Origin of the sequence: Bacillus sp. NPDC094106 (genome assembly GCF_044764345.1) — a bacterium.
In the GTDB taxonomy this organism is placed as follows: Bacteria; Bacillota; Bacilli; order Bacillales; family Bacillaceae_G; genus Bacillus_A.
The window spans coordinates 13,824-34,471 of sequence record NZ_JBIWHY010000002.1 but is presented as its reverse complement, the minus strand read 5'-3'; the positions used below and the strand labels follow the sequence as shown (position 1 = coordinate 34,471).

Genomic DNA, 20,648 nt, shown 5'->3' with positions numbered 1-20,648 from the left:
TTGTGGAAAGCACAGAAAAGAAGGAAGCGTTAAAACGAATTAAAGCTGCTTCGAAAAACGAATTGTATCGTAAATTGTTTGAGCAGTATGGTACGGATTATTACTATGTTGTCGATGAAAGCGTGAAGCGAAGCATCCCGTTCTTTTGGAAAAAGAAATATGAAATGTTAGTTGCCTTTCCAGAAGATAAGAAAAGCGAAGAGAGTATGGAAGCACCAAAATTTCATGCACAATTGATGGGTATGGTCAATGAACCGTCAGAAGAAATCGTCAGAGCGAATCATATTCAATCGGTGCTGCATAACTTAGAACATACAACGAGTTCCATTCCTGTGGCTATTCAAACAGGAAATAGTGAGGAATTGGCACAGAAAAAACAGGAATTATTGCAGCTGTTTCGGCAAGGAATTACAGTTGTGAAACAGACGGAGAGAACAGCGCCTCCGAAAGAGAACAAGCTTGGTTCTATGCAAGTAGTCGCTGAAAGTAAGAAAGAAGTTCCAGTACAACAAGAAGAACAACAATCTGTACCATTTATCATCCAAAAAGTCATTCGGATGTTAGAACAAAGTGATGTGGAACAGTATTTTATTCGTGCGTATGCTGAAAAACTGAAAGTGAAGTTTGAGAACGCGACGATGATTACGGAAGAAGAAGTAATCGAGTTCATATTAGAAGATATGAGAACGCATTTCCATACAGAGAATGTATTTGAAAAAGATGTACAGACCATCGCCTTAATCGGCCCAACTGGTGTTGGAAAAACGACAACACTTGCGAAAATAGCATGGCAGCTTCACGGTCAGAAGAAAACGGTTGGTTTTATTACAACGGATCATTCTCGCATCGGAACGGTGCAGCAGCTTCAAGATAACGTGAAAACAATTGGAGCGGAAGTCATTGCGGTGCAGGGTGAAGCAGCGATGACAAGAGCGCTCACTTACTTTAAAGAAGAAGCCGGTGTAGATTACATTTTAATTGATACAGCTGGAAAAAATTATCGTACATCAGAAACGGTTGAAGAGATGATCGAAACGATGAAACAAGTAGAGCCAGACTATATTTGTTTAACGTTATCAGCTTCTATGAAAAGTAAAGATATGATTGAAATTATTACGAACTTTAAAGATATTCATATCGATGGGATTGTATTTACAAAATTTGATGAAACAGCAAGCAGTGGTGAGTTATTGAAAATTCCAGCAGTCTCATCCGCTCCTATCGTCTTCATGACAGATGGGCAAGATGTGAAACAACATATACATATCGCTACAGCGGAACATTTAGCAAAACAAATGTTACAAACATCATAAGAAGAGAGGTGAGGAATAAGGCGGTTGTCTTATTCAAATTAATATGAATGGTATTTATATAGGCTCTATGGGTATGATGAACTACATGCAGCATGTAAATGTACATGCGAACAACATAGCAAATGCGCAAACAGCGGGCTTTAAAGCAGAGAAGATGACTTCGAAAGTGTTTGATGCACAAAATACGTATCGCCTTGGTAATGGAGAGAAGACAGCAATTGGTACGGTTGATTATGCAGTTGTACCAGCTGCGACCCATGTAAATTTAGTGCCAGGTAATACGCAAATTACTAATAGCGATACAGACTTCTTTTTAGATGACGGAACAGCAGGTACTTCATCGTTTTTCGTTACTTCTAACAAGGGGGAAACGTTTTTAACGCGAGATGGTCATTTCACAGTAAATAGTGATCGTTACTTACAAACGACATCAGGTGCTTTCGTACTTGGAAGTAATAATGAACGTATTCGTATTCCAGAAGGTGCAAAACTCGCTGTAGGAGCGGATGGTACGCTATATGACGAGACTACAAAAAATAATATTGCACGTTTACAAACGAAAACAGTAGATGCTGAAGCGCATGCACGCCTTGTTCAGCGTGAGAACAAATGCTTTACGCTAGCAGATAGAAACATTGCTGATTTACCTAATGGAACAGCAACTGTTCGAAATTATATGCTAGAAAATTCAAATGTGGATATGGCGAAAGAAATGGCGGATATTATGACCAATCAAAAAATGGTCCAAGCATCGCAGCGCGTCATGACAACATTTGATAAAATTTATGAAAAAGAAGCGAATGAAATACTAAGATAAAGGATGTTCCCATATGGGAGTCCTTTTTCTTTTGGAATTCTATTGTACTCTTAGTAAAGAGATTATATATAAGTACAAATTGAAAAATCGACATAAAACCTTTCTTTTTAGGTGGGAGAGAGAATCCGGCCATGCATAGAAGCGGTCAGATCCTTTTCCTGCCCCATGCCAAGTGAAAACAAAGAGAGAAAATAAGTAGCGATCACCTTTTGTTCTTCATAGCCGTGACTTATATGTTGGAAAGTCAAAATGGATATATATGTTGTAAACAAAGGGAAAGTAAGAAGGAGTGTAAGAATAATGGATGAGCAATTGTATCCACGAATTGGCGCCGGGGCCTTTATTTTAAACGAGCGAAGGGAATTGCTTCTCGTGCTAAGAAAAAAAGCACCAGAACAAGGTTATTGGAGCCTGCCTGGCGGAAAAGTAGAGTGGATGGAAACAGTAGAAGATACAGTCGTTAGGGAGATCCAAGAAGAAGTAGGGTTAGAAATTCAAATTACATCGCTATTATGCGTAACGAATCATATTTTGCGTGAAGAAAATGTGCACTGGGTATGTCCGACCTATATGGCAAAAGTAATAAGCGGAACAGCAGAAAACTTAGAAGAGCATGCAATTGATCGGATAGGCTGGTTTTCGTTAGAAAGTTTGCCAACGCCGCTAACGCTAACATTACAAAATGCATTAAAAGAATATGGGAAATCGAAATAATGTGTAAAAAGCCCTTAATAGAGGATTTTTTTATTTTTATTAAAAATTCAGAATTTTATTGACTATTTCATATTCTCTTTTTATATTAGTAGGTATAACAATAACTACTAAAGGGGCGGGACCATGACAGAAGCATTATTTTTACAAGATGCATATAAAAGAAGCTGTCAAACAGAGATAAAGGAAAACAAAATCGCCGTTTTGAAGTACGAGCGGTTTAAATAACGAAGCGAGGGATTACAATGGATGAAGTTATGAAAGAATTGCAGAAATTAGGGTTTTCTCAATATGAGTGTAAAGCATATATCGGCTTATTAAAGCATTATCCAGCAACGGGGTATGAGATTAGTAAGCAAACTGGTGTACCGCGTTCCATGATTTATGAGGTACTTGGTAAATTGATGGATAAGGGAGCGGTGCACTTAGTACCGTCAGAACCGGTTAAATATGTTCCCGTATCGGCAACAGAGTTAATGGACCGAATGAGAAAGGATTTTGAAAAGTCATTTGATTTTCTTGATCAGAAGTTAAATAGTTTAGAGCAAGAACGCCAAGTAGATGTGATCTCTCATATTCGCACGGATGAACGTATTATAAAAGAAATTCGTAATATTATCGAGCGAGCTGAAGGAGAACTATGGATTTCTGTATGGGAACAGCAAGTAACTGAGTTAGAGTCATTGATTCAGAGAAAAGAGCAGGAAGGCGTACATATATTTTCGATTCTCTTTGGCGCACCTGATACAAAAATAGGGACGACATTTCACCATAATTATATGACGCCAGATGTTGTGAAAGAGCGAATGGGTGGTCATTTAACAGTGATTGCGCGTGATGGAAAAGAAGTACTCATTGCTAATTTCTCAGATCATGGCACTTCGTGGGCTGTGACAACGTACGATCCGGCGCTAGTCCTTGTCGCAACAGAATATGTTCGGCACGATATTATGGTCGAAGAAATTACAAAGGAGTTTGGTCCTGATAAGTTAGATAAGCTTTGGCGAGGCAATATAGATTTAGTTCATGTTGTAACCGGAAAACGAAGTATGAAAGAAATGAAGGAGGAAGGGTGATGAGTAGAGCTGAGGTACAAGTGACATTGCATAGTGACGAAACATTCAGGCAAGGCATGAAAGACTGCTTGCCAACGGTACTGGGGTATTTAAGTATCGGTATTGCGGCGGGTGTTATCGCAAAAACAGCCGGTTTTTCAATTGTAGAAATCGCTTTTATGTCCACTTTGATTTATGCCGGTTCTGCGCAATTTATACTAGCTGGTATGTACGCAGCTGGCGCTCCTGCTTCCGCAATTATTTTTACTGTATTCTTTGTGAATTTACGCCATCTATTAATGAGCGCTGCGCTTGCTCCCTATTTCATAAAAGTTCCTTTTTTAAAAAATATGATAATCGGTTCGCAAATTACAGATGAAACTTTCGGTGTTGCTGTGCAGCACGCAGCCAAAAAGGGATATTTAGGCGAAAGCTGGATGCTTGGATTAAATGTAACAGCATATGTAAATTGGATTATAGCTACAATTATTGGTGGACTTTTTGGTGAGTGGATACCAGATCCTCACACATATGGTATGGACTATGCCTTACCGGCTATGTTTATTGGCTTATTTGTTCTCCAGTTAATAAGTAGTAAACCGAAACTGGCGATTCATCTTAGTGTCGCAATTGCAGCGATTATAATTGCCTACGGTTCGCATTTTTTTATGCCAGCAAGCGTAGCGGTGATTATAGCAACACTTGCAGCAGCAACAATTGGGGTGGTGATTGAGAAATGGACGTAAGATTAGATGTATTACTACTGTTAATTGGGGCAGGTGTTGTCACTTTCATACCACGCGTAGTACCTCTCGTTGTGTTTAGTAAAATACAAATTCCAGATTGGGGATTAAAGTGGTTAAGTTATATACCAATTGCGATACTCGCGGCCCTTCTTGCACAAGTGTTATTTATGAACGAAACGATGCAATGGGATTATGTCATTGCGGCAATTCCAACATTTCTTGTGGCCATCTATACACGTAGTTTACTAGGAACAGTATTAACGGGAGTGATTGTGATTATTTTGTTACGATTGTTCTTATAACAAGGATTCTCCATATATTATATCGAAAAGTGTAATATCACGAATATAATAGGGGTGGTGTTATGATTCTTTTAACGATAGGTGTTATTTTATTTACAGTGTTTATTTTCCTTCTCATTGGTTTGATCACTTTTACAATGCTTGTTAACAAAGCAACTCCCCAAATATATTACACACCTTGTGACTCTGTAACTATGCAGTCCTATAAAGGTAAAAATAGAAGGAAGAAAAGCTAATTGTAGGCTTTTCTTCTTTTTTATTTCTGATTTTTCTGTATAATATAAGTTAGTTATCTAACTAACTTAAAGGAGGAGGTATTTCCATTGGCAAAACCTAATGTTGTGAATAAACAACAATTGTTACAAGCATCAAAAGAACTGATTGCTGAACAAGGAATGAAGAAACTAACGCTAAAAGCAGTTGCAGAAAGGACCGATGTTACACAAGGGACGGTGTACTATCACTTTAAAACGAAAGAACGGTTATTACTTGAAGTAACAGAATCATTTTGTAAGTCATCATGGGAGCAGGTAGGTAAAGAGTTTCATGTTGAAAAAGCTTTACAATCAGCAAAAAGTAGATGTACAAAAGATTCGATGTATCATCATTTGTTTTTTCAATTAGTAGCAAACGGATTGAATAATGAATTAATAAAAGAGAAGATTGGTGAATTGCTAAACTATGAAAATAAAAAATTACAAAAAGTGTGGGAACAATCACCAGTTGAAGGAATCTCACCTGAAACTTGGGCTATCATGTGTAACGCGTTAATAGATGGATTAGCGCTGCAAGCATTATGTAATCCAGTGTTTTCTACTGAAGACGTATATGATGGATTGCATGTACTAGTGCAAAAGTTAGTATTCTTACAAGAGGGGGAGCAAAAGGATGAACAATAAATTGTGGGTTACTATTTTATTTTCTGTCGGTATTTGGTTTGCAGCATCAATATTTTTCTTTTTATTTGGTTCAGTTGTACTAGTAGAAATCACATCACATTCATTTCTCAAAGTTCTTATTTCTCTTGAAATTGGTACGGCAGTCGCATTGTATCTTGTCATGTGGCTGTACCAAAAAATAGATTCTTCCCGCTATGCAGTTATAAAACTAGGAATATTCGGCACTGGAATCGGTTTATTTTTAGATTCATTCATCTTGTATTACTCCTCAAGTATCTTTCCGCAGCTTTCATCACAGCAAATAATTTCTTTCACAATATGGATGGTTCTTGCGTATGCATTGTATCTGTTCATTCCGATTTGGATGGAACGTAAAAACTTTTAAAGGAGCCATCTTCAGATAGCTCCTTTAAAAATTTACATATTAGAAATGACATGGAGCAGCATCCCGAAGAGTAAGCTAATAAAAGAAAAAGCTCCGACAGATATAGAAATGATCCGGTTATTTTTCCATTCCTTGAAACAAACCATAAACCCTAAAATACAAAGAAAATACCAAATTGGTAGGAAAATAAAGTTACTAATATCGTCAGGGAGTATAGTGTAAAAGCCAGTTAACACTAAAATCCAATGCCCAAAAAAACAATAAAATAACGATAAAAGAATGTCGATAAGGACGATGTAGATACTTTCCTTTTTTTATGGTTATAAAAATGAAGGTAAACGCTATGATGACAACTAGAATAAAGAAAGCAAGTAAGAGTAGGGTAAATGGCATATAAAAACTCCTCTAATATATGTTTTTAGGCAGGTTTCTTAGAAGAAATGAGTCTATTTCATTATACGCTTGTTTTGTAGATGGTACGTTATATTTTGTAGTATAAGAGTTTAAAAATCCATGTTCACCGGGAAGTTGCTCAATTTGTAGTAGTGGATTGTTTTGTTTTTGTAGTGCTGTGATAAGTGAAGATACCGAGAAGCTTGCCTCCGTTCCTGGAAAAATAAGAAGAGTAGGACACGTAGGCTTAACCTGTAAATAATCTCGTATGCGGGAGCCATAGCAGCCAATAATAAAATGAACCTTTGGATTGTCACTGCATAGCCACGCGATTGTTGCGCCGATACTAAAACCGATGAGCCCTATGTATTCGTAGTCTTTTGAAAGTTTCGTAACCATTTCCTCAACTTGTTCTTTCCCATAATGGAAGCCAACGTTTTGCATAAAATGAGAATAGGCTTTTGCTTCCTCATCATAATGAAAAGGAGCATCTAACTGTAAAAAATTTGGGCAGAAGACATCTATTTGTGGTGAAGAAAACCTTGCTATTACATCCTGCATATGATTATTTACGCCGTATATTTCGTGAACAACAATAAGAGCTATTTTGTTTTGCATCGATTATAAACCTTCTCTCCGAAAATCATATTCTTTTTCTACAACACATATTTTCATATGGAAACTTTCATACCATTGCCCACGGCCTCTTTTTCTTGCTGCGGTATGTGCTATGTTGTCTCTCCAATGTTTGATTGCTTCTAGCGATTCCCAATAGGAAATAGTAATGCCTAATCCTGATGTATCTCGTACACTTTCCACGTCTATAAATCCGGGTTGTTTTCTAGCGAGATTTTCCATTTCATCGGCAACATCATTATAATCAGTGGTGTCTTTTGAAAGTTTAGAAGTAAATATGACTGCGTAATAAGTGTCGTTGCTTTGTCTTTTCGTATCCATAATATATCCCCTCCAATGTATATATGAACTGTATTTTATCGTCAACTACCCACCACTTAACGACCTTGCGGTAAGCGTTAGTTGTTGTCTTTAGACTTTCAGTTTGATTATCGGAAACATAGATTTGTATTTTTGCAGTAATTGTAGACATTATTTTCACCGCCTTTCACTAACTAAATTACAACAAATTTTTAGTGAAAGTAAATAACCTAAACTGAGAAAGGAGGAGGCAAGGTGGAAGTTTCAGATACTTGGTATGGTACAAAATCTTATGATTTTTAACGTACCATACCAAGTATCTGACGGCAAGGATACCCCCACTTATCTGGGCTACGCCCTTCACACGATTGAAGTAGGGGTATCCTTGCCGATTTTAGATGAAATTTGTTGTTTCGACTATTGGCAGACAGTAATACCTCTGCCAAAAAGCAGCGGGGATTCAACTTGTATTTATGAAGTATTTCTTTTGTTAATATGGAACTGAAACTATTGCATATAAAAATAGTGAGGGAAAAGAAATTAGCAAGCAGTTATATAAAGCAATTGATAATATAAAAGTAGATCATTATTATACGGGAAGTTGGCTTATTGATAATGATTTTACGGAAAACGCGGAGCAAGGATTAAAGAAGACTGAAATGATTACAGTTGTTTTCATTTTAGTCGTGCTTATTATTGTATTCCGCTCTATTGTTGCGGCTTTTATTCCACTTGTTACAGTGGGACTTAGCTATATTAGTATACAATCCATTATTGCTTTTTTAGTAGATCAATTGAATTTTCCTCTTTCGACATTTTCACAAATGTTTCTTGTAGGGTTCGCAGCGATTGGTTTCCCAAAATTTAATCTATATCAATCAGCAGTTGGGGTAGCAGTTGGCGTTACTGTATTACTACTTGCTCTTCTCACGTTTGTCCCATTCTTTATGGCAGTCCTTGGGCATAAGTTGTTTTGGCCTTCTAAGTCATCGGCAGAGCATAAAGAAAATCAATTTTGGGGTAAGGCTGGTGAATTTGTATTTAAGCGGTACATTCGCGGCTTTATATCCATCGGGTGTGTTAACAATGTTAGAGGTAACTACCGTAATATTATGTGGTTTACTGCTTTACGCCTTTGTCATGTTGACACTATTTGTGCCGGTGATGGTCAAAATATTTGGAGAGGCAAATTGGTGGCCTTTCATTTCATATGAAACGAAAATAAGAAAAAAACCACTTCAAATAAAACTGAAGTGGGTTTTCTTATATTTCTTCTAGGCTATTGACTGGAACAGTTAATTCACGATCTGGATTTGTAGCATCGTATATTCGGGCGGTTTCATTGCTTTCATCAACATGTTGAATCATAACTGGCATGCCTTGAAAACTGACATGAGCTTCTTCTGATGACTCGGAAATTTCTTTTGCACGTTGTACATTCATTCTTACATTCCTCCCATCCTTATTATTTTTGCTAAAAAGGAGGAGTAATATACCATTTTGGAGTGAATTTAAAGTTTTTGTATTATTTGTAATGTTTCTTTAATAAACGAAGTAAATGTTGAATTAGGAAATTCTTGTATAGCATGAAAGGCTTCTGTTGCCTCTTGAAGCGCCTTTTGTTTATTTTGGAGTTCCATATAACAAAGTGCGCGGTAAGCACCTGCTGTTATCGTCCATGCTTGATCCAATGGATGGAACATATAATCTGGAATGGTTGCTCGTTCTAATATTTCTAACGCCGCTTTATATTGCTTAAGACCATATAAAGCTTTTCCTTTTTCAAGATAATAAATGCCGTCATCTTCAAAGGTTGGCTCATTTTGCATTTTTTCTTTAAACAACTCTAGGTGCTGCAAGGCTAACGTATACTCATGTGTGATTGTGTTATAGTAATAAGCTTTTAATATATCTACAATCGCGATGGATAAAGAATCTTCTGTAAAAATAGCAAATTGCTCAGATTTTTTTATATAGTGTAAGTATTTGTTTTCATCAGCTATGATTACTTTTTGGTAAGAGAGAATGCGATAAAATTCATCTGTTTTATAATACACTTGATTTTTTTTAGAGAAATCAAGCGCTTGTAAGATGATTTTTTCACACCCTTCATAATCACCGTATGCAAGTAAGACGATAGCTTCATTTAAGAAAAGTTGTATTTGCATGATAAGATCCATTTCTAATTGTTTCGTTTCATATTCTTTTCGAATAGATGCGATAAGCTGTAAGCACTCTTCATATTTTTTTTCAACAAATAATATATAATAAAGCATTAATTTGGTTTGTGTACTTTCACGATATAAGGTATATTTTTGGAAAATCGGAATAGCTTTTTCAATATAGGAATGTATGTTGTAATCTTTCATATTAAATGCAACGCCTATAAATTGTTTATATAAACGAGCTGTACTTAAAGTAGGTGGTAGTTCTTTTTGAACAATAGGCAGCAGTGTACGATACACTTCTTCAAATTGATTATTTTTTATAGCTTGTTCCATCTTTGGAATAAGCTCTGTCACTTCTTCGTTGTCTTCCTCTAGTAAAAAACTAGCTTCACATTCAAGCTTACCAGCAAGATACTGTAATGTTTTCATGGAAGGTGTTGCTTTCCCATTTTCGATTTGACTTAGCATACTTTTCGTTAACTCTGTACCAGCTAATTCTGTTTGAGTAAGCCGCTTTTCTTTTCGCAGTGCTTTAATTTTTTCACCAAGAGTAGCCATATAATTGCTCCTTTATCATAAAAAAGTTAAATACAATTAAACTTTTTGTTGTCAAAATTTAAAAAATGATTATATAATAAGTTTAACACAATTTAACTTTTAAGGGGAGAGTGACATAATGGGAGACGTAAGTATCAGTCAAAATGATCCAAGAATCAAAATTGCAACGAGAAATATCATTTTGATGATGATTGGAAAAATGACTTCTTTATTAGGTTCAGGAATTTATACGTTTGCAATGGGGTTATATGTTTTAAAAATAACAGGATCAGGTGTCGGATTTGCGACTACGCTCATATGTGGTTCAATTCCAAGAATAGTATGCGGGCCAATTGCTGGGGTAGTAGCCGATCGTGTAAACCGAAGATGGCTTGTCATCGGCACTGATTTATTAAGTAGTGTAACGATGCTTACAATGTTTGTTCTTTCTACTACATTTGGACCTTCACTTCTATTTATTTATATATCTGCAGCACTGTTAGCAATTTGTGCAAGTTTCTATTCGGTTGCTTTTACTGCTTCTATTCCAACTTTAGTTGATGGTATGCGGATTCAAAAAGCAAGTGCTTTAAATCAAACAGCAGCTTCCTTATCGACGATTTTAGCGCCGATTATTGGTGGAATGGTATTTGGGTTCTTTTCAATTACATTCTTTTTTCTCTTAAATGGGATTGCGTTTTTCTTAGCTGTAATCGTGCAGTTATTTATTGTATTTGATTTATACAAAGTAGAGGCAGAACAGGAGAAGGCCCATTTTTTAACAAGTATAAAAGAAGGTTTTTTATATGTGAAACAGCAACATGATATTTATGGGCTATTGAAGATGGCTTTTTGGATTAACTTTTTCTTAAGTGCACTTTCTGTTTCACTTCCATATATTATTATTCAAAGTTTACACCTATCTTCTAGGCAACTTGGCATCGTAGAAGGGATGTTATCAGTTGGTGTATTAGCAGCGTCAATTATTTTATCCATTCGTAAGGAAATGAATGATATGTTCCGCTCTATTCGCATTGGTTTGTTTGTATTTGCAGGGTTAATTTTATGTACTGCTTTTCCATTATTATTTACTCTTCCAAAGACAGTAAGTTTTATTTACTATATCATTTTTATGTTTCTTTGCGGGGCAACAATGATTTCAATAAATGTCCCTCTTCAAGTACATATGCAAAAAACAACAGATCCAGGGTATTTAGGGCGTGTTTTTGGACTTCTTGAAACCATTGCTACAGCCATTCAACCGCTTGGAATGATGCTGTACGGATTTTTATTAGATATGATTCCAACTAGTATTGTCATGTTAACATCAGGGGCTGGATTGCTTTTCGTTGTATTAGTAGGAACAAAGCAATGGAGTATGAAAAAACAAATAGATGTGTCAGCTTAAGGAACAAGGTGATTATGTCATCCACGTGTATGAGGTTGTAACAAATGGAGAAGAAAGCCATACAGCTACATGGGGGTGGTACGCTGTAAATCCGAAGACGAAAAAAGTGTATAAAGCGTTTTGAAGTAAGGTATAAAAGGGAATTTATAATCTCATCATCTATTTATCATCCAGTTTTCTTTGTTGTATTAGGATTACTGGATGATTTTTTCTTTTTGAAAGTATTTTTTAGGTGTGATAGATTTAATAAAGTATGCATAGAAGAAAATGCGATTAAATAAGGTAAGATGTGTAACACAGAAAGAGGAGAAAAACATCATGAGAAAAATAAGTTTTGCGATGCTTTGTTTGCTTTTTGTAATGGCTGGATGTAGCAGTAATTATGATATCCAAATGGAAACAGGCATGCAGGCATTAAAAGATGGAAAATATAGTGATGCAATTATGTGGTTCGAAAAAGCAGAAAAAGAAAAATCTACGGAAGAAGCAAAATCATATAAGGAAGTTGCCAAGCTGATGGATCACGGTGCATCAGCGTTAAAAGATGGTAAATATTTAGAAGTAAAAGACGATGCAAATCAAGTGTTGCAAAAGAAAAAAGATGCGTCCCTTGAGAAAGCTGTAAAGTCAAATGCAGAAGAGATGTTGCAGAAGGCAAAAGATATTGAAGAGAAAGAAAAAACGAGAGTAGAGAAGCAAAAGAAGGTTGATGAAGAGGGGATTGATAAAGTTATTAAAGCTGTAGATAGTGTTGATGAAGCAAGAGAAAAGCAGAAAAAAGTTGGAGAATCATTAGATAAGGCTGAAACAGAAAAAGAAAAAATAGAAGCGAAGAAAAATCAATAGGATTATGGTTTAAAAGCTGTCGTAAATAACGACAGCTTTTTCTATTTCTTCAGTAAATAGAATTCTAATTGATTAAAGTTTGATTTCTTATATCTGTTTTTCTTTTGAAAAAGAAGTAAGGGCCTCAAGCCAATAAGAAATCATTTTTGAATTCCACCGGTCTTCGTGATGAATGGTATAAATGTTACGCTGAAATGCAAAATTAGGAATTGGAATGCAACAAAGCTCATTTCTTTTCAATTCTTGTTCAATTGCTAGCTTGGATATAAAGGCAATTCCATTTTCATACTTTAAAATCTGTTTCATTGTTTCTAGCGAATCAAGTTCAATTTCGGATTGAAATGTAATGTTATGAGTCATCATCCATTGCGTAAGTAAATGTCTTGTTGTTGAAGGCTGACGATGGAGCAAAATACATTCTTTTGCAATATCTTGTAATGATATGCTTGTCTTTTTGGAAAAAGGATGATTTTGAGAAAAGGCAAGAACAAGCGTATCTGGCATTATAATTGTTTGTTTTAAAAGAGGTTCATCAAATGGTTCGGCGGAAAGGATACCGAGATCAATCTCATGATTTCTTAATAGAGTCCGAATTTCCGGAGCGGTTTTTACCATAAGTGATATCCTCACATTAGGAAATTCATGATGAAATTGATGAATGATTTCTGGTAAAACATAAGTTGCTGGTACATAGCTCGCACCGATTGTTATGGATCCTTTACCAAACTCTTTAAATTCTTGTGTGACCCGTCTTGCTTCTTTCATAAGAGCATTTATTTTACAAGCATAATGATGCAGAGCTTCACCAGCTTCTGTTAAGAAGTAGCGACCTGAACGTAACTCAAATAACCGAACGCCTAATTCTTCTTCTAAACTTTTTATATGAAATGTTACAGTAGGTTGCTTTACACCGATTTTTTCCGCAACAATTGTAAGTTTTTGATACTTTTTTATAAGTACTATAATTTCTAATTTTAAAAGATTCATTGTGTGATATCCTCCCTTTTTCTTTTAACTATAGAAAAAATCTATAGAAATAAATAGTTCGTTATAGTTTTTTTAATTTAATTTTTACACTGGATTAACATTCAGTATAAATCTTCCAGATAAAATGAAAACAAGTTAATAAATGGAAAAGAAAGGGTGGCGCAATGGACATTATAATTCGTGGTTTGGAAAAAACGTTTGGAACAACTAAGGCTTTAGAACCACTTGATATTGTAATGAAACAAGGTGAATTTACAACGCTTTTAGGACCATCGGGTTGTGGAAAAACAACGTTGCTTAGAATGATTGCTGGACTGGAAGAACCAAATAAGGGAGAAATATATTTTGGAGAGAAATGTGTCTATTCTTCTAGTAAAAAAATAAAAATTTCTCCTCATGAACGAAACATTGGCATGGTGTTTCAAGACTTTGCTTTATGGCCACATATGACAGTATTTGAGAATGTTGCATTTGGTTTGCGTGCTACAAAGCAAACAGTTCATTTACGAGAAAATGTTGCTAGCGCAATTAAGCGTGTTCGCCTAGAAGGACTGGAGAAAAGATATCCTCATGAACTTTCAGGTGGTCAGCAGCAACGTGTTGCCTTTGCGAGAGCAATTGTAACAAAACCGCATTTTATTTTGTTTGATGAACCGTTAAGTGCTCTCGATGCAATTTTGCGAGAGGAAATGCGCTTGGAGCTTATGGATATTGTACATTCAATTGGTTTAACCGCGTTATATGTGACACACGATCAAACAGAAGCAATGTCGATGTCTAATCAAATTATTGTAATGAAACGAGGAAAAGTATTACAAAAGGGGACACCAGAAGCAATTTATGCGAGACCATCTCATACATTTGTTGCACAGTTTGTAGGAAAGACAAACTGGCTTGTAGAGAATAAACAAATGATTCGGCCAGAACATATTAGCTGGATGAAAAGTGATGTATCTCAAATGTATGCAGGTGAAATTCAGCATGTTACATATGTTGGGGAACGTTACGAAGTAAAGGTAGACATGGGGAGTCTTGGAGTATGGACGGCTTATCATAATAGTAAGTTAAGTATTGGAAAGCCGGTTTCATTATATGTACCACAAAAATTTGTTCATAATATTGGAGGAGAAACATATGAAGCGATTCAGTTGGCGTAGGCTTGTATTTTTATGTACATTACTTTTTACAATGGTAGTAACAGGATGTAGTTCAAAAACGAATAGTGCTGATGCGAAAAATAAAAAGGCTAGCGAAAAGAAAATTGTTGTGTATAGTGCAGGACCAAAGGGGCTGGCTGAGAAAATTCAAAAAGGGTTTGAGAAAAAGACAGGTATAAAAGTCGAGATGTTTCAAGGGACAACGGGAAAAATTTTAGCAAGAATGGAAGCTGAAAAAAAGAATCCAGTCGTCGATGTTGTAGTTTTAGCTTCTTTACCGGCAATGGAAGGATTAAAAAAAGAAGGGCAGACATTGGCTTATAAAGAAGCGAAGAAAGCAGATCAACTCCGATCAGAATGGTCTGATGATGACGGTCATTATTTTGGATACAGTGCTTCAGCATTAGGAATTGTGTATAACACAAAGAATGTGAAGACAGTACCTGAGGATTGGAGCGATGTAACAAAAGGAGAATGGAAAGGAAAAGTGAATATTCCAGATCCAGCCCTCTCAGGATCAGCTTTAGATTTCGTAACAGGATATGTAAAAAAGAATGGCCAAGCGGGATGGGAATTATTTGAGCAGTTTAAGAAAAATGAAGTAGCTGTAGCGGGTGCTAACCAAGAAGCATTAGATCCCGTGGTGACAGGTGCAAAAGATATGGTACTAGCAGGTGTTGATTATATGGCTTATAGTGCGAAAGCAAAGGGTGAGCCAGTTGATATTGTGTATCCGAAAAGTGGAACAGTAATTAGTCCACGTGCGGCTGGAATTATGAAAGATAGTAATAATGTAGAAGGTGCGAAACAGTTTATTGATTATTTATTATCAGATGAAGTACAAAAACTTATTTCTAATGATTATTTGTTACCAGGTAGAAAAGATATAAAAGCTGAAAAACGACCAAATGTAGAGGGAATTCCAGTATTAGATATTGATTGGAAAACAATTCAAAAAGAACAAGATGAAACAGGGAAACAATTTAAGAAAGTATTCCAATAAGATGGTGATAATATGTTAAATCGAATTGTATCAGTAAGACAAATTGGAATGACGGTAGCATTGCTACTTGTGGCGATGTTAATCGTCGTTCCACTCTTTCTCATTTTATTATCTAGTGTCTATGAAGATAGTAGTTGGAATTTTATTAGGCCTTTTGAAGTAATTGGGAGCGGTGGGTTAGCAGGAGTCTTTATGAATTCAATGCTTCTTGGTGTACTTGTTGTAATGGGAGCGACAATATTGGCATTTCCACTTGCTTTTATTATGAGTAAAACAGAAATCGGAAAGTATAGACAGCTTGATATTATATTTATGATTCCCTTTATGACTCCGCCCTATATTGGATCAATGGGATGGATTCTTTTTATGCAGCCAAATGGATATTTTGAACAATTTTTTCCGACTTTAAAGACAATATCTACTTCCTTTTTTAGTTTAGGTGGCATGGTTCTTATTATGAGCTTGCACTTATTTCCCTTCCTATACCTTATGTTAAAAAATACGTTACTTCAAATCGGCAGTAGTAAAGAGGAGGCGGCAGCGGTTCATGGCGGTAGCTTTGTATATCGTTTGAGAAAAATTATATTGCCACTATTGTTATCAAGTTATGTGATGGGAGCTTTGCTTATTTTTGTGAAGACAATTGCAGAATTTGGAACACCTGCCACGTTCGGACGAAGAATAGGCTTTCATGTGTTAACGTCAGAAATTCATAAGTTTATTTCAAGTTGGCCGATTGATTTTGGCAGTGCCACAGCATTGTCTTCGTTATTACTGAGTGCATGTATGCTCATTTGGTATATGCAAAATGTATTAAGTCGAAAGTTTTCATATGCGATGGTAAGTGGGAAAGGTGTGCGGTCAAAAAAGTACGCTCTTTCTATTCCTGTACGCATTTTAGCATGGGGATATGTGATTGGCTTACTAATTGTTGCAATTGGTATCCCATACTTTTCTATTTTAATTGCTTCTTTTTCAAAGTTAAGAGGTGGGGGCTTACATTGGGATAATTTCTCTTTCATTCATTATGAGGCATTATTTACAGCAGGATCACCAGGTTTAGAAGCGTTACAGAATAGTTTCTTATTTTCATTTATAACAGCAATAATTGCAGTAATTATCGGTGTATTTTTAGCACTCATGATTCGCAAAGGAAAGAAAGTATTTGAAAAATGGATAGATATGTGTGGGATGTTACCTAATATGGTTCCGAGTATTGTTATGGTTGTAGGCCTCATTTTATTTTGGAACTCACCTTACATGCCGCTTTCTGTTTATAATACACCTACAATGGTTATTTTGACGTATGTTGTACTTTTTTTACCATATACGGTGCAATATGTGAAAGCATCACTGGGACAAATTGACGATTCTCTTCTGCACGCTGGAAAAATATTTTCTGGAAGTTCATTATATGTATTTAGAAAGATTATGCTGCCTCTTATTGTTCCTGGAATTCTTGCAGGATGGGCAATGACATTTACGATTTCTATACGAGAGCTGGTAGCATCGCTTCTTGTATTACCTCCATCTGTAGAAACGTCAGCGACATTTATTTTAGCACAGTTTGAATAAGGTGAGGTTTCTGTAGGTATGGCGATGGCTGTTGTTTCTGTAGGATTAACCACAATTTGTCTACTTCTTCTTCAACATATAGAGCAAAAGAGAAAGGGAATAGAATTATGAAGGTGAAAGTGTGGGGAGGAGCTGGGGAATATGGCCGTTCTTGCTATTATGTAGAAAATAAAACAGAAAAGATTGTATTTGATTGTGGTATTAATCGTTCTTGTGTGGACGGCTATCCAAAAGTAGAAAAAGAGGTTGTCCCGCTTTTACAGGCTGTCTTTCTCTCGCATATTCATGAGGATCATACGATGGGGCTTCCGCTACTAGCAAAACACGGATATAAGCAACAAATTTGGACCACTCGTTATACGATGCAGCAACTTCCTTCTTATTTTGAAAAATGGAGGGATTATAATCATTCACAAGGACGAACATTACCTTATAACGAGCGAGATATTCAAAATTTAAATTACATATGTATTGATGAAATCAGTAATCCAAATGAATGGGTACATGTTACGCCATCTTTACGTTTTCAATGGGGATATAGTGGGCATGTATTAGGATCCGTTTGGTTTCTAGTAGATATGGCTGGTACATATGTGTTTTATTCTGGGGATTACACATCAGAGTCATATTTACTGCGGGCTAATTTACCAGAGAATTTACAAGAACGTATAAAAGTTGCGATAGTAGATGCTGCCTATCATACTGAAGATATTTCGCAAAATCAACGAGTCCATGAGCTCTTTACAGAGATTGAACGAGTAATTAGTAACAAGGGCATGGTCTTATTACCACTTCCTCCATTGGGTAGAGCACAAGATATATTGTTACATTTACAGCAAAGGTATAATGAACTTTCAATTATGGTTGATAAAGAAATTATTGATGGTTTTGAAAAAATGAAGATGTATAAAGAGTGGATTAAAAACAAAGAAGAAATAGAACAGACTTTGGAGAAGTTGAAAAGAAATATAATAGTTATGGATAAGGGGAAATGTACGCGTTATAGTCATGGAATTATCGTAATGAGCGATGCAAATATGCAAACAAAAAGAGCGCAATGGTATTATGAACAACTGCGAAATGATGAGAGAAATTCAATTATTTTTACTGGACATATTGCTATGAGGAGCTTTGCAGGAAATGTAATAAAAGAACCTACAAATAATCAGTGTACAGTGGGGATAATTCCATACAAGGTTCATCAAGGAATAACAGATATAAAGTCGATGTTAAATAATTTATTGCCTGAACATACTATTTTAGTCCATTCTCTTAAAGCGGATACAGATCGATTACAGCGAAAACTTAGTGCAATGGGGTATAAAAATTTATACTCACTGACTATAGAAGACATTCACTTAACATAAAAGTGTAAAGGAGCTACAGTATATGAAAAAAGTATTTGTTTTTTTCATAGGTTTTCTTTGTTCTTTTCTATACAATTTTAGTGAAGTATTTGCTGCTAGTCCAATGGAACCTAATTTTGAAGTGAAGTTACTAGTAAAGCCAGAACAAGTGCTAGATTCTAAACAGAAAATTCACAAAGAGGTATTAGAACATTTTCAAGTTCATTCCGATTATGAGAGAATACAAGTGCAATTTTTAGATACAGCTAGTAAAGATTTAAGCAAAGAAGGTTGGTTTGCTAGAATTCGAAAAAAAGAATTTAGTAAAGATTTTGAGTTAACGTATAAAAAAAGATATCCAATTCAAAATGGTACAATTTATGATGCGTTAGAAATAGCTAAAAAGGATGGATTTGATAGTAAATCTGAAAATTATGAGGCGGAAGTTGATTGGGGCTTTGAAAAGAAAACACTAAGTATTTCCAATAAGAAGAATTATAGTGCAAAAGGGTACGGAATACTTGATTTGCCAAATGAGCAAGTAGCTAAGAAAATGTTAATAGAGAAACTTCCAGGGAAAATGAATAAATGGTTATATGCCAATTGGGGAGAAAAGATGTTAAGTAATTCTCATATTTATGGTCCCGTTTTAATGAAAAGGTATACAGGTGAAACAAATGGTATAAAAACCAATATTGAGATTTGGCCGGTTGATAATACGGGAAAAGTAGAAGAGGACTATGTTATTGAAGTATCATTTAAAGCTAGGGATGAAAATATTGCGAAGAAGCAAAGAGAGTTATTAATGAATAGTTTAGAGAAAAAAGGGTGGTTTTTGCCTAAAGATAGTTTGAAGACAGAACTTATTTTTCAGTGAAATGTGAAGGGAATGAGTGCTATTCTAGTTCCTTGCCTTTTAGTATTAGGAAGGATAGCGTTCATGTATTTGGTGTTGAGCCCCTACTTTTTTGACAAGAAAGAGGATTCCTTATATTTTAGGAATCCTCTTTCTTTATTTAGTGAATATTTTGAAAATAATCAATGAGGTTAAAAAAAGGCCATTTCTTTGAAAATACTTTTAGGCTAAATCTCCTGTTGCTAACATAGAACGCTTTTGAAGACTATCGGAACGCAGACTATACGCGACTACTTTCTTCTTGTATTGTTTGAATACATCAACGTGATCGTTGTAACTGTACACAGAAAATGTAACATCGTTTTTTCCCCTCTTTGCATTAATGATCAATGGAGTCCCACTGCTCTGTGGAGGAAAATAATATCGCTCTAGAAATATCGCTTGGTTAAAATGATCAATAATTTGAGTTTTATCTTCTTCTTGTAAACGCTTTCCATCGATAGTTACGGTGACAGCCGCTTCATTAAGTTGTGGATGTAATTCAAATCTGCTGATAAACGACTCCACAACAGAATTTGGAATGCTCGCTACTGCTATTTTTAAAGCACCTAAAATAATGAGCGTAACGATAAACCAAGTCGTCATATTTTACCATCTCCTTTGTGTTCTAAATTAATATAACTCATATTACAATAGGGAAAATAGTTGAAATTTGTACATTTTGTGACATAAAAAAGAATAGTCCTCTTTTTAGATGGAAGAGAGCATCTGGCCATGCATAGAAGCGGTCAGGGCCTTTCTGCCACATGCGAAGTAAAAACAGAAAGAGCAAACGAGCGTAGGTTACTTTTTATTCTGCATAGCAGGGATTTAGATGTCGAAAAATTAACATGGATTTATATATACGCTCCTAAATTGGTTTTTATAGTCAGAAAAATTAATTTTGTTACAATAAGTCGAATTTCCGATATTTCACAAGAAAAAGGATTATAATAAAGTTATAACCTATTACAAGGAAGTGTAACTATGAGTACTGTAACTATCGTATACGGTATTATTCTTTCTACTATTATTTGTTTATTTGTTATTGGGGTCTCGCTTTATATTCATAAATGGAAAGAAGGAATTGCAAAGTTAAATCATATTGAGGAAGAGTTTGGCGATTTAATGTTACATCATGGTAAGTAAAGAGGTTTATTTTTTAATTA

The 20,648-nt window shown here is 35.5% G+C and carries 23 protein-coding genes and 3 pseudogenes; 19 read left to right on the top strand and 7 right to left on the bottom strand.

The genetic code is table 11. The features are described 5' to 3' along the window. The first annotated feature begins 2 nt into the window (after nt 1-2). From ACIQ7L_RS02935 to ACIQ7L_RS02895, 9 genes are all read left to right on the top strand, one after another. Nucleotides 3-1,313 (top strand): ATP-binding cassette domain-containing protein, encoded by a 1,311-nt coding sequence (locus ACIQ7L_RS02935; RefSeq protein ID WP_400566425.1) that lies wholly within the window; start codon nt 3-5, stop codon nt 1,311-1,313. A gap of 43 nt (nt 1,314-1,356) precedes the next feature. Next, complete coding sequence (locus tag ACIQ7L_RS02930; protein WP_400566424.1) at nt 1,357-2,130, top strand: flagellar hook-basal body complex protein; 774 nt, start codon at nt 1,357-1,359, stop codon at nt 2,128-2,130. A gap of 300 nt (nt 2,131-2,430) precedes the next feature. Further along, nucleotides 2,431-2,844, top strand: coding sequence for an NUDIX domain-containing protein (locus ACIQ7L_RS02925; protein ID WP_400566422.1), 414 nt, complete (start codon nt 2,431-2,433; stop codon nt 2,842-2,844). A 242-nt stretch (nt 2,845-3,086) separates the two neighbouring features. Continuing rightward, entirely contained in the window at nt 3,087-3,917 is an 831-nt protein-coding gene (locus ACIQ7L_RS02920; protein ID WP_400566420.1) for a TrmB family transcriptional regulator, read from the top strand. Then, complete coding sequence (locus ACIQ7L_RS02915) at nt 3,917-4,642, top strand: AzlC family ABC transporter permease (RefSeq protein WP_400566418.1); 726 nt, start codon at nt 3,917-3,919, stop codon at nt 4,640-4,642. The genes ACIQ7L_RS02920 and ACIQ7L_RS02915 overlap by 1 nt, the downstream gene beginning before the upstream one ends. Further along, entirely contained in the window at nt 4,633-4,944 is a 312-nt protein-coding gene (locus ACIQ7L_RS02910; RefSeq protein ID WP_400566416.1) for an AzlD domain-containing protein, read from the top strand. Before ACIQ7L_RS02915 ends, ACIQ7L_RS02910 begins: the two co-directional genes overlap by 10 nt. A 62-nt stretch (nt 4,945-5,006) precedes the next feature. Next, nucleotides 5,007-5,180, top strand: coding sequence for a DUF3951 domain-containing protein (locus ACIQ7L_RS02905; RefSeq protein ID WP_400566414.1), 174 nt, complete (start codon nt 5,007-5,009; stop codon nt 5,178-5,180). A gap of 87 nt (nt 5,181-5,267) precedes the next feature. After that, complete coding sequence (locus tag ACIQ7L_RS02900; protein ID WP_400566411.1) at nt 5,268-5,843, top strand: TetR/AcrR family transcriptional regulator; 576 nt, start codon at nt 5,268-5,270, stop codon at nt 5,841-5,843. Beyond that, complete coding sequence (locus tag ACIQ7L_RS02895) at nt 5,833-6,228, top strand: DUF5367 family protein (RefSeq protein ID WP_400566409.1); 396 nt, start codon at nt 5,833-5,835, stop codon at nt 6,226-6,228. The genes ACIQ7L_RS02900 and ACIQ7L_RS02895 overlap by 11 nt, the downstream gene beginning before the upstream one ends. Nucleotides 6,229-6,260: 32 nt before the next feature. Here the strand turns inward: ACIQ7L_RS02895 and ACIQ7L_RS02890 are convergent. From ACIQ7L_RS02890 to ACIQ7L_RS02880, 3 genes and pseudogenes are all read right to left on the bottom strand, one after another. Continuing rightward, nucleotides 6,261-6,621: pseudogene (locus ACIQ7L_RS02890) on the bottom strand (hypothetical protein). Nucleotides 6,622-6,633: 12 nt separating this feature from the next. Then, nucleotides 6,634-7,239, bottom strand: a complete 606-nt coding sequence (locus ACIQ7L_RS02885; protein WP_400566406.1) for a dienelactone hydrolase family protein — start codon at nt 7,237-7,239, stop codon at nt 6,634-6,636. Between the two features lie 3 nt (nt 7,240-7,242). Next, complete coding sequence (locus ACIQ7L_RS02880) at nt 7,243-7,578, bottom strand: antibiotic biosynthesis monooxygenase family protein (RefSeq protein WP_400566403.1); 336 nt, start codon at nt 7,576-7,578, stop codon at nt 7,243-7,245. Between the two features lie 512 nt (nt 7,579-8,090). Between ACIQ7L_RS02880 and ACIQ7L_RS02875 the strand changes: the two are divergent. After that, nucleotides 8,091-8,639: pseudogene (locus ACIQ7L_RS02875) on the top strand (MMPL family transporter); the annotation flags it as partial. Between the two features lie 181 nt (nt 8,640-8,820). Here ACIQ7L_RS02875 and ACIQ7L_RS02870 read toward each other — a convergent pair. Both ACIQ7L_RS02870 and ACIQ7L_RS02865 read right to left on the bottom strand, forming a co-directional pair. Then, nucleotides 8,821-9,000 carry an H-type small acid-soluble spore protein gene (locus ACIQ7L_RS02870; RefSeq protein WP_400566400.1) on the bottom strand — a complete coding sequence of 60 codons (180 nt, stop codon included), beginning with the start codon at nt 8,998-9,000 and terminating at the stop codon, nt 8,821-8,823. Between the two features lie 68 nt (nt 9,001-9,068). Further along, nucleotides 9,069-10,283 (bottom strand): helix-turn-helix domain-containing protein, encoded by a 1,215-nt coding sequence (locus ACIQ7L_RS02865; RefSeq protein ID WP_400566398.1) that lies wholly within the window; start codon nt 10,281-10,283, stop codon nt 9,069-9,071. A gap of 118 nt (nt 10,284-10,401) precedes the next feature. Between ACIQ7L_RS02865 and ACIQ7L_RS02860 the strand changes: the two genes are divergently transcribed. From ACIQ7L_RS02860 to ACIQ7L_RS02850, 3 genes are all read left to right on the top strand, one after another. Then, nucleotides 10,402-11,670 (top strand): MFS transporter, encoded by a 1,269-nt coding sequence (locus ACIQ7L_RS02860; protein ID WP_400566395.1) that lies wholly within the window; start codon nt 10,402-10,404, stop codon nt 11,668-11,670. After that, complete coding sequence (locus tag ACIQ7L_RS02855; protein ID WP_400566393.1) at nt 11,657-11,794, top strand: hypothetical protein; 138 nt, start codon at nt 11,657-11,659, stop codon at nt 11,792-11,794. Before ACIQ7L_RS02860 ends, ACIQ7L_RS02855 begins: the two co-directional genes overlap by 14 nt. A gap of 194 nt (nt 11,795-11,988) precedes the next feature. After that, the gene (locus ACIQ7L_RS02850) at nt 11,989-12,516 is read left to right on the top strand and encodes a hypothetical protein (protein ID WP_400566390.1); all 528 of its coding nucleotides are present in this window, start codon (nt 11,989-11,991) and stop codon (nt 12,514-12,516) included. A gap of 87 nt (nt 12,517-12,603) precedes the next feature. Here the strand turns inward: ACIQ7L_RS02850 and ACIQ7L_RS02845 are convergent, their stop codons facing one another. Beyond that, nucleotides 12,604-13,503: a LysR substrate-binding domain-containing protein gene (locus ACIQ7L_RS02845; RefSeq protein WP_400566387.1), complete on the bottom strand. Its 900-nt coding sequence runs from the start codon at nt 13,501-13,503 to the stop codon at nt 12,604-12,606. A 164-nt stretch (nt 13,504-13,667) separates the two neighbouring features. On the opposite strand from ACIQ7L_RS02845, the gene ACIQ7L_RS02840 reads away from it, so the two are divergent. The 5 genes and pseudogenes from ACIQ7L_RS02840 to ACIQ7L_RS02820 all read left to right on the top strand — a co-directional run bounded on the left by ACIQ7L_RS02840 (nt 13,668) and on the right by ACIQ7L_RS02820 (nt 19,461). Further along, on the top strand, nt 13,668-14,660 hold the full coding sequence (locus ACIQ7L_RS02840; RefSeq protein WP_400566385.1) for an ABC transporter ATP-binding protein: 993 nt from the start codon (nt 13,668-13,670) through the stop codon (nt 14,658-14,660). After that, nucleotides 14,638-15,663, top strand: coding sequence for an ABC transporter substrate-binding protein (locus tag ACIQ7L_RS02835; RefSeq protein WP_400566383.1), 1,026 nt, complete (start codon nt 14,638-14,640; stop codon nt 15,661-15,663). The genes ACIQ7L_RS02840 and ACIQ7L_RS02835 overlap by 23 nt, the downstream gene beginning before the upstream one ends. Nucleotides 15,664-15,675: 12 nt before the next feature. Continuing rightward, a pseudogene (locus ACIQ7L_RS02830) lies at nt 15,676-17,349 on the top strand (ABC transporter permease). Then, complete coding sequence (locus tag ACIQ7L_RS02825; RefSeq protein WP_400566380.1) at nt 17,346-18,605, top strand: MBL fold metallo-hydrolase; 1,260 nt, start codon at nt 17,346-17,348, stop codon at nt 18,603-18,605. Before ACIQ7L_RS02830 ends, ACIQ7L_RS02825 begins: the two are co-directional and overlap by 4 nt. A 22-nt stretch (nt 18,606-18,627) precedes the next feature. Continuing rightward, the gene (locus ACIQ7L_RS02820; RefSeq protein ID WP_400566378.1) at nt 18,628-19,461 is read left to right on the top strand and encodes a hypothetical protein; all 834 of its coding nucleotides are present in this window, start codon (nt 18,628-18,630) and stop codon (nt 19,459-19,461) included. A 201-nt stretch (nt 19,462-19,662) separates the two neighbouring features. Here the strand turns inward: ACIQ7L_RS02820 and ACIQ7L_RS02815 are convergent, their stop codons facing one another. Then, nucleotides 19,663-20,085: a YfmQ family protein gene (locus ACIQ7L_RS02815; protein ID WP_400566375.1), complete on the bottom strand. Its 423-nt coding sequence runs from the start codon at nt 20,083-20,085 to the stop codon at nt 19,663-19,665. Nucleotides 20,086-20,466: 381 nt separating this feature from the next. Between ACIQ7L_RS02815 and ACIQ7L_RS02810 the strand changes: the two genes are divergently transcribed. Next, a complete protein-coding gene (locus tag ACIQ7L_RS02810) occupies nt 20,467-20,628 on the top strand; it encodes a peptidase (protein WP_097898890.1) in 162 nt (53 codons plus the stop codon). Nucleotides 20,629-20,648: the final 20 nt, after the last annotated feature.

What these genes read in the sequence shown, in the direction of transcription:
- ACIQ7L_RS02880 (WP_400566403.1), bottom strand. Translation starts at nt 7,578, where the DNA reads ATGGATACGAAAAGACAAAGCAACGACACTTATTACGCAGTCATATTT.
- ACIQ7L_RS02920 (WP_400566420.1), top strand. Translation starts at nt 3,087, where the DNA reads ATGGATGAAGTTATGAAAGAATTGCAGAAATTAGGGTTTTCTCAATAT.
- ACIQ7L_RS02835 (WP_400566383.1), top strand. Translation starts at nt 14,638, where the DNA reads ATGAAGCGATTCAGTTGGCGTAGGCTTGTATTTTTATGTACATTACTT.
- ACIQ7L_RS02885 (WP_400566406.1), bottom strand. Translation starts at nt 7,239, where the DNA reads ATGCAAAACAAAATAGCTCTTATTGTTGTTCACGAAATATACGGCGTA.
- ACIQ7L_RS02930 (WP_400566424.1), top strand. Translation starts at nt 1,357, where the DNA reads ATGAATGGTATTTATATAGGCTCTATGGGTATGATGAACTACATGCAG.
- ACIQ7L_RS02905 (WP_400566414.1), top strand. Translation starts at nt 5,007, where the DNA reads ATGATTCTTTTAACGATAGGTGTTATTTTATTTACAGTGTTTATTTTC.
- ACIQ7L_RS02855 (WP_400566393.1), top strand. Translation starts at nt 11,657, where the DNA reads ATGTGTCAGCTTAAGGAACAAGGTGATTATGTCATCCACGTGTATGAG.
- ACIQ7L_RS02815 (WP_400566375.1), bottom strand. Translation starts at nt 20,085, where the DNA reads ATGACGACTTGGTTTATCGTTACGCTCATTATTTTAGGTGCTTTAAAA.
- ACIQ7L_RS02845 (WP_400566387.1), bottom strand. Translation starts at nt 13,503, where the DNA reads ATGAATCTTTTAAAATTAGAAATTATAGTACTTATAAAAAAGTATCAA.
- ACIQ7L_RS02840 (WP_400566385.1), top strand. Translation starts at nt 13,668, where the DNA reads ATGGACATTATAATTCGTGGTTTGGAAAAAACGTTTGGAACAACTAAG.
- ACIQ7L_RS02860 (WP_400566395.1), top strand. Translation starts at nt 10,402, where the DNA reads ATGGGAGACGTAAGTATCAGTCAAAATGATCCAAGAATCAAAATTGCA.
- ACIQ7L_RS02915 (WP_400566418.1), top strand. Translation starts at nt 3,917, where the DNA reads ATGAGTAGAGCTGAGGTACAAGTGACATTGCATAGTGACGAAACATTC.
- ACIQ7L_RS02850 (WP_400566390.1), top strand. Translation starts at nt 11,989, where the DNA reads ATGAGAAAAATAAGTTTTGCGATGCTTTGTTTGCTTTTTGTAATGGCT.
- ACIQ7L_RS02895 (WP_400566409.1), top strand. Translation starts at nt 5,833, where the DNA reads ATGAACAATAAATTGTGGGTTACTATTTTATTTTCTGTCGGTATTTGG.
- ACIQ7L_RS02910 (WP_400566416.1), top strand. Translation starts at nt 4,633, where the DNA reads ATGGACGTAAGATTAGATGTATTACTACTGTTAATTGGGGCAGGTGTT.
- ACIQ7L_RS02870 (WP_400566400.1), bottom strand. Translation starts at nt 9,000, where the DNA reads ATGAATGTACAACGTGCAAAAGAAATTTCCGAGTCATCAGAAGAAGCT.
- ACIQ7L_RS02825 (WP_400566380.1), top strand. Translation starts at nt 17,346, where the DNA reads ATGAAGGTGAAAGTGTGGGGAGGAGCTGGGGAATATGGCCGTTCTTGC.
- ACIQ7L_RS02820 (WP_400566378.1), top strand. Translation starts at nt 18,628, where the DNA reads ATGAAAAAAGTATTTGTTTTTTTCATAGGTTTTCTTTGTTCTTTTCTA.
- ACIQ7L_RS02925 (WP_400566422.1), top strand. Translation starts at nt 2,431, where the DNA reads ATGGATGAGCAATTGTATCCACGAATTGGCGCCGGGGCCTTTATTTTA.
- ACIQ7L_RS02865 (WP_400566398.1), bottom strand. Translation starts at nt 10,283, where the DNA reads ATGGCTACTCTTGGTGAAAAAATTAAAGCACTGCGAAAAGAAAAGCGG.
- ACIQ7L_RS02810 (WP_097898890.1), top strand. Translation starts at nt 20,467, where the DNA reads ATGAGTACTGTAACTATCGTATACGGTATTATTCTTTCTACTATTATT.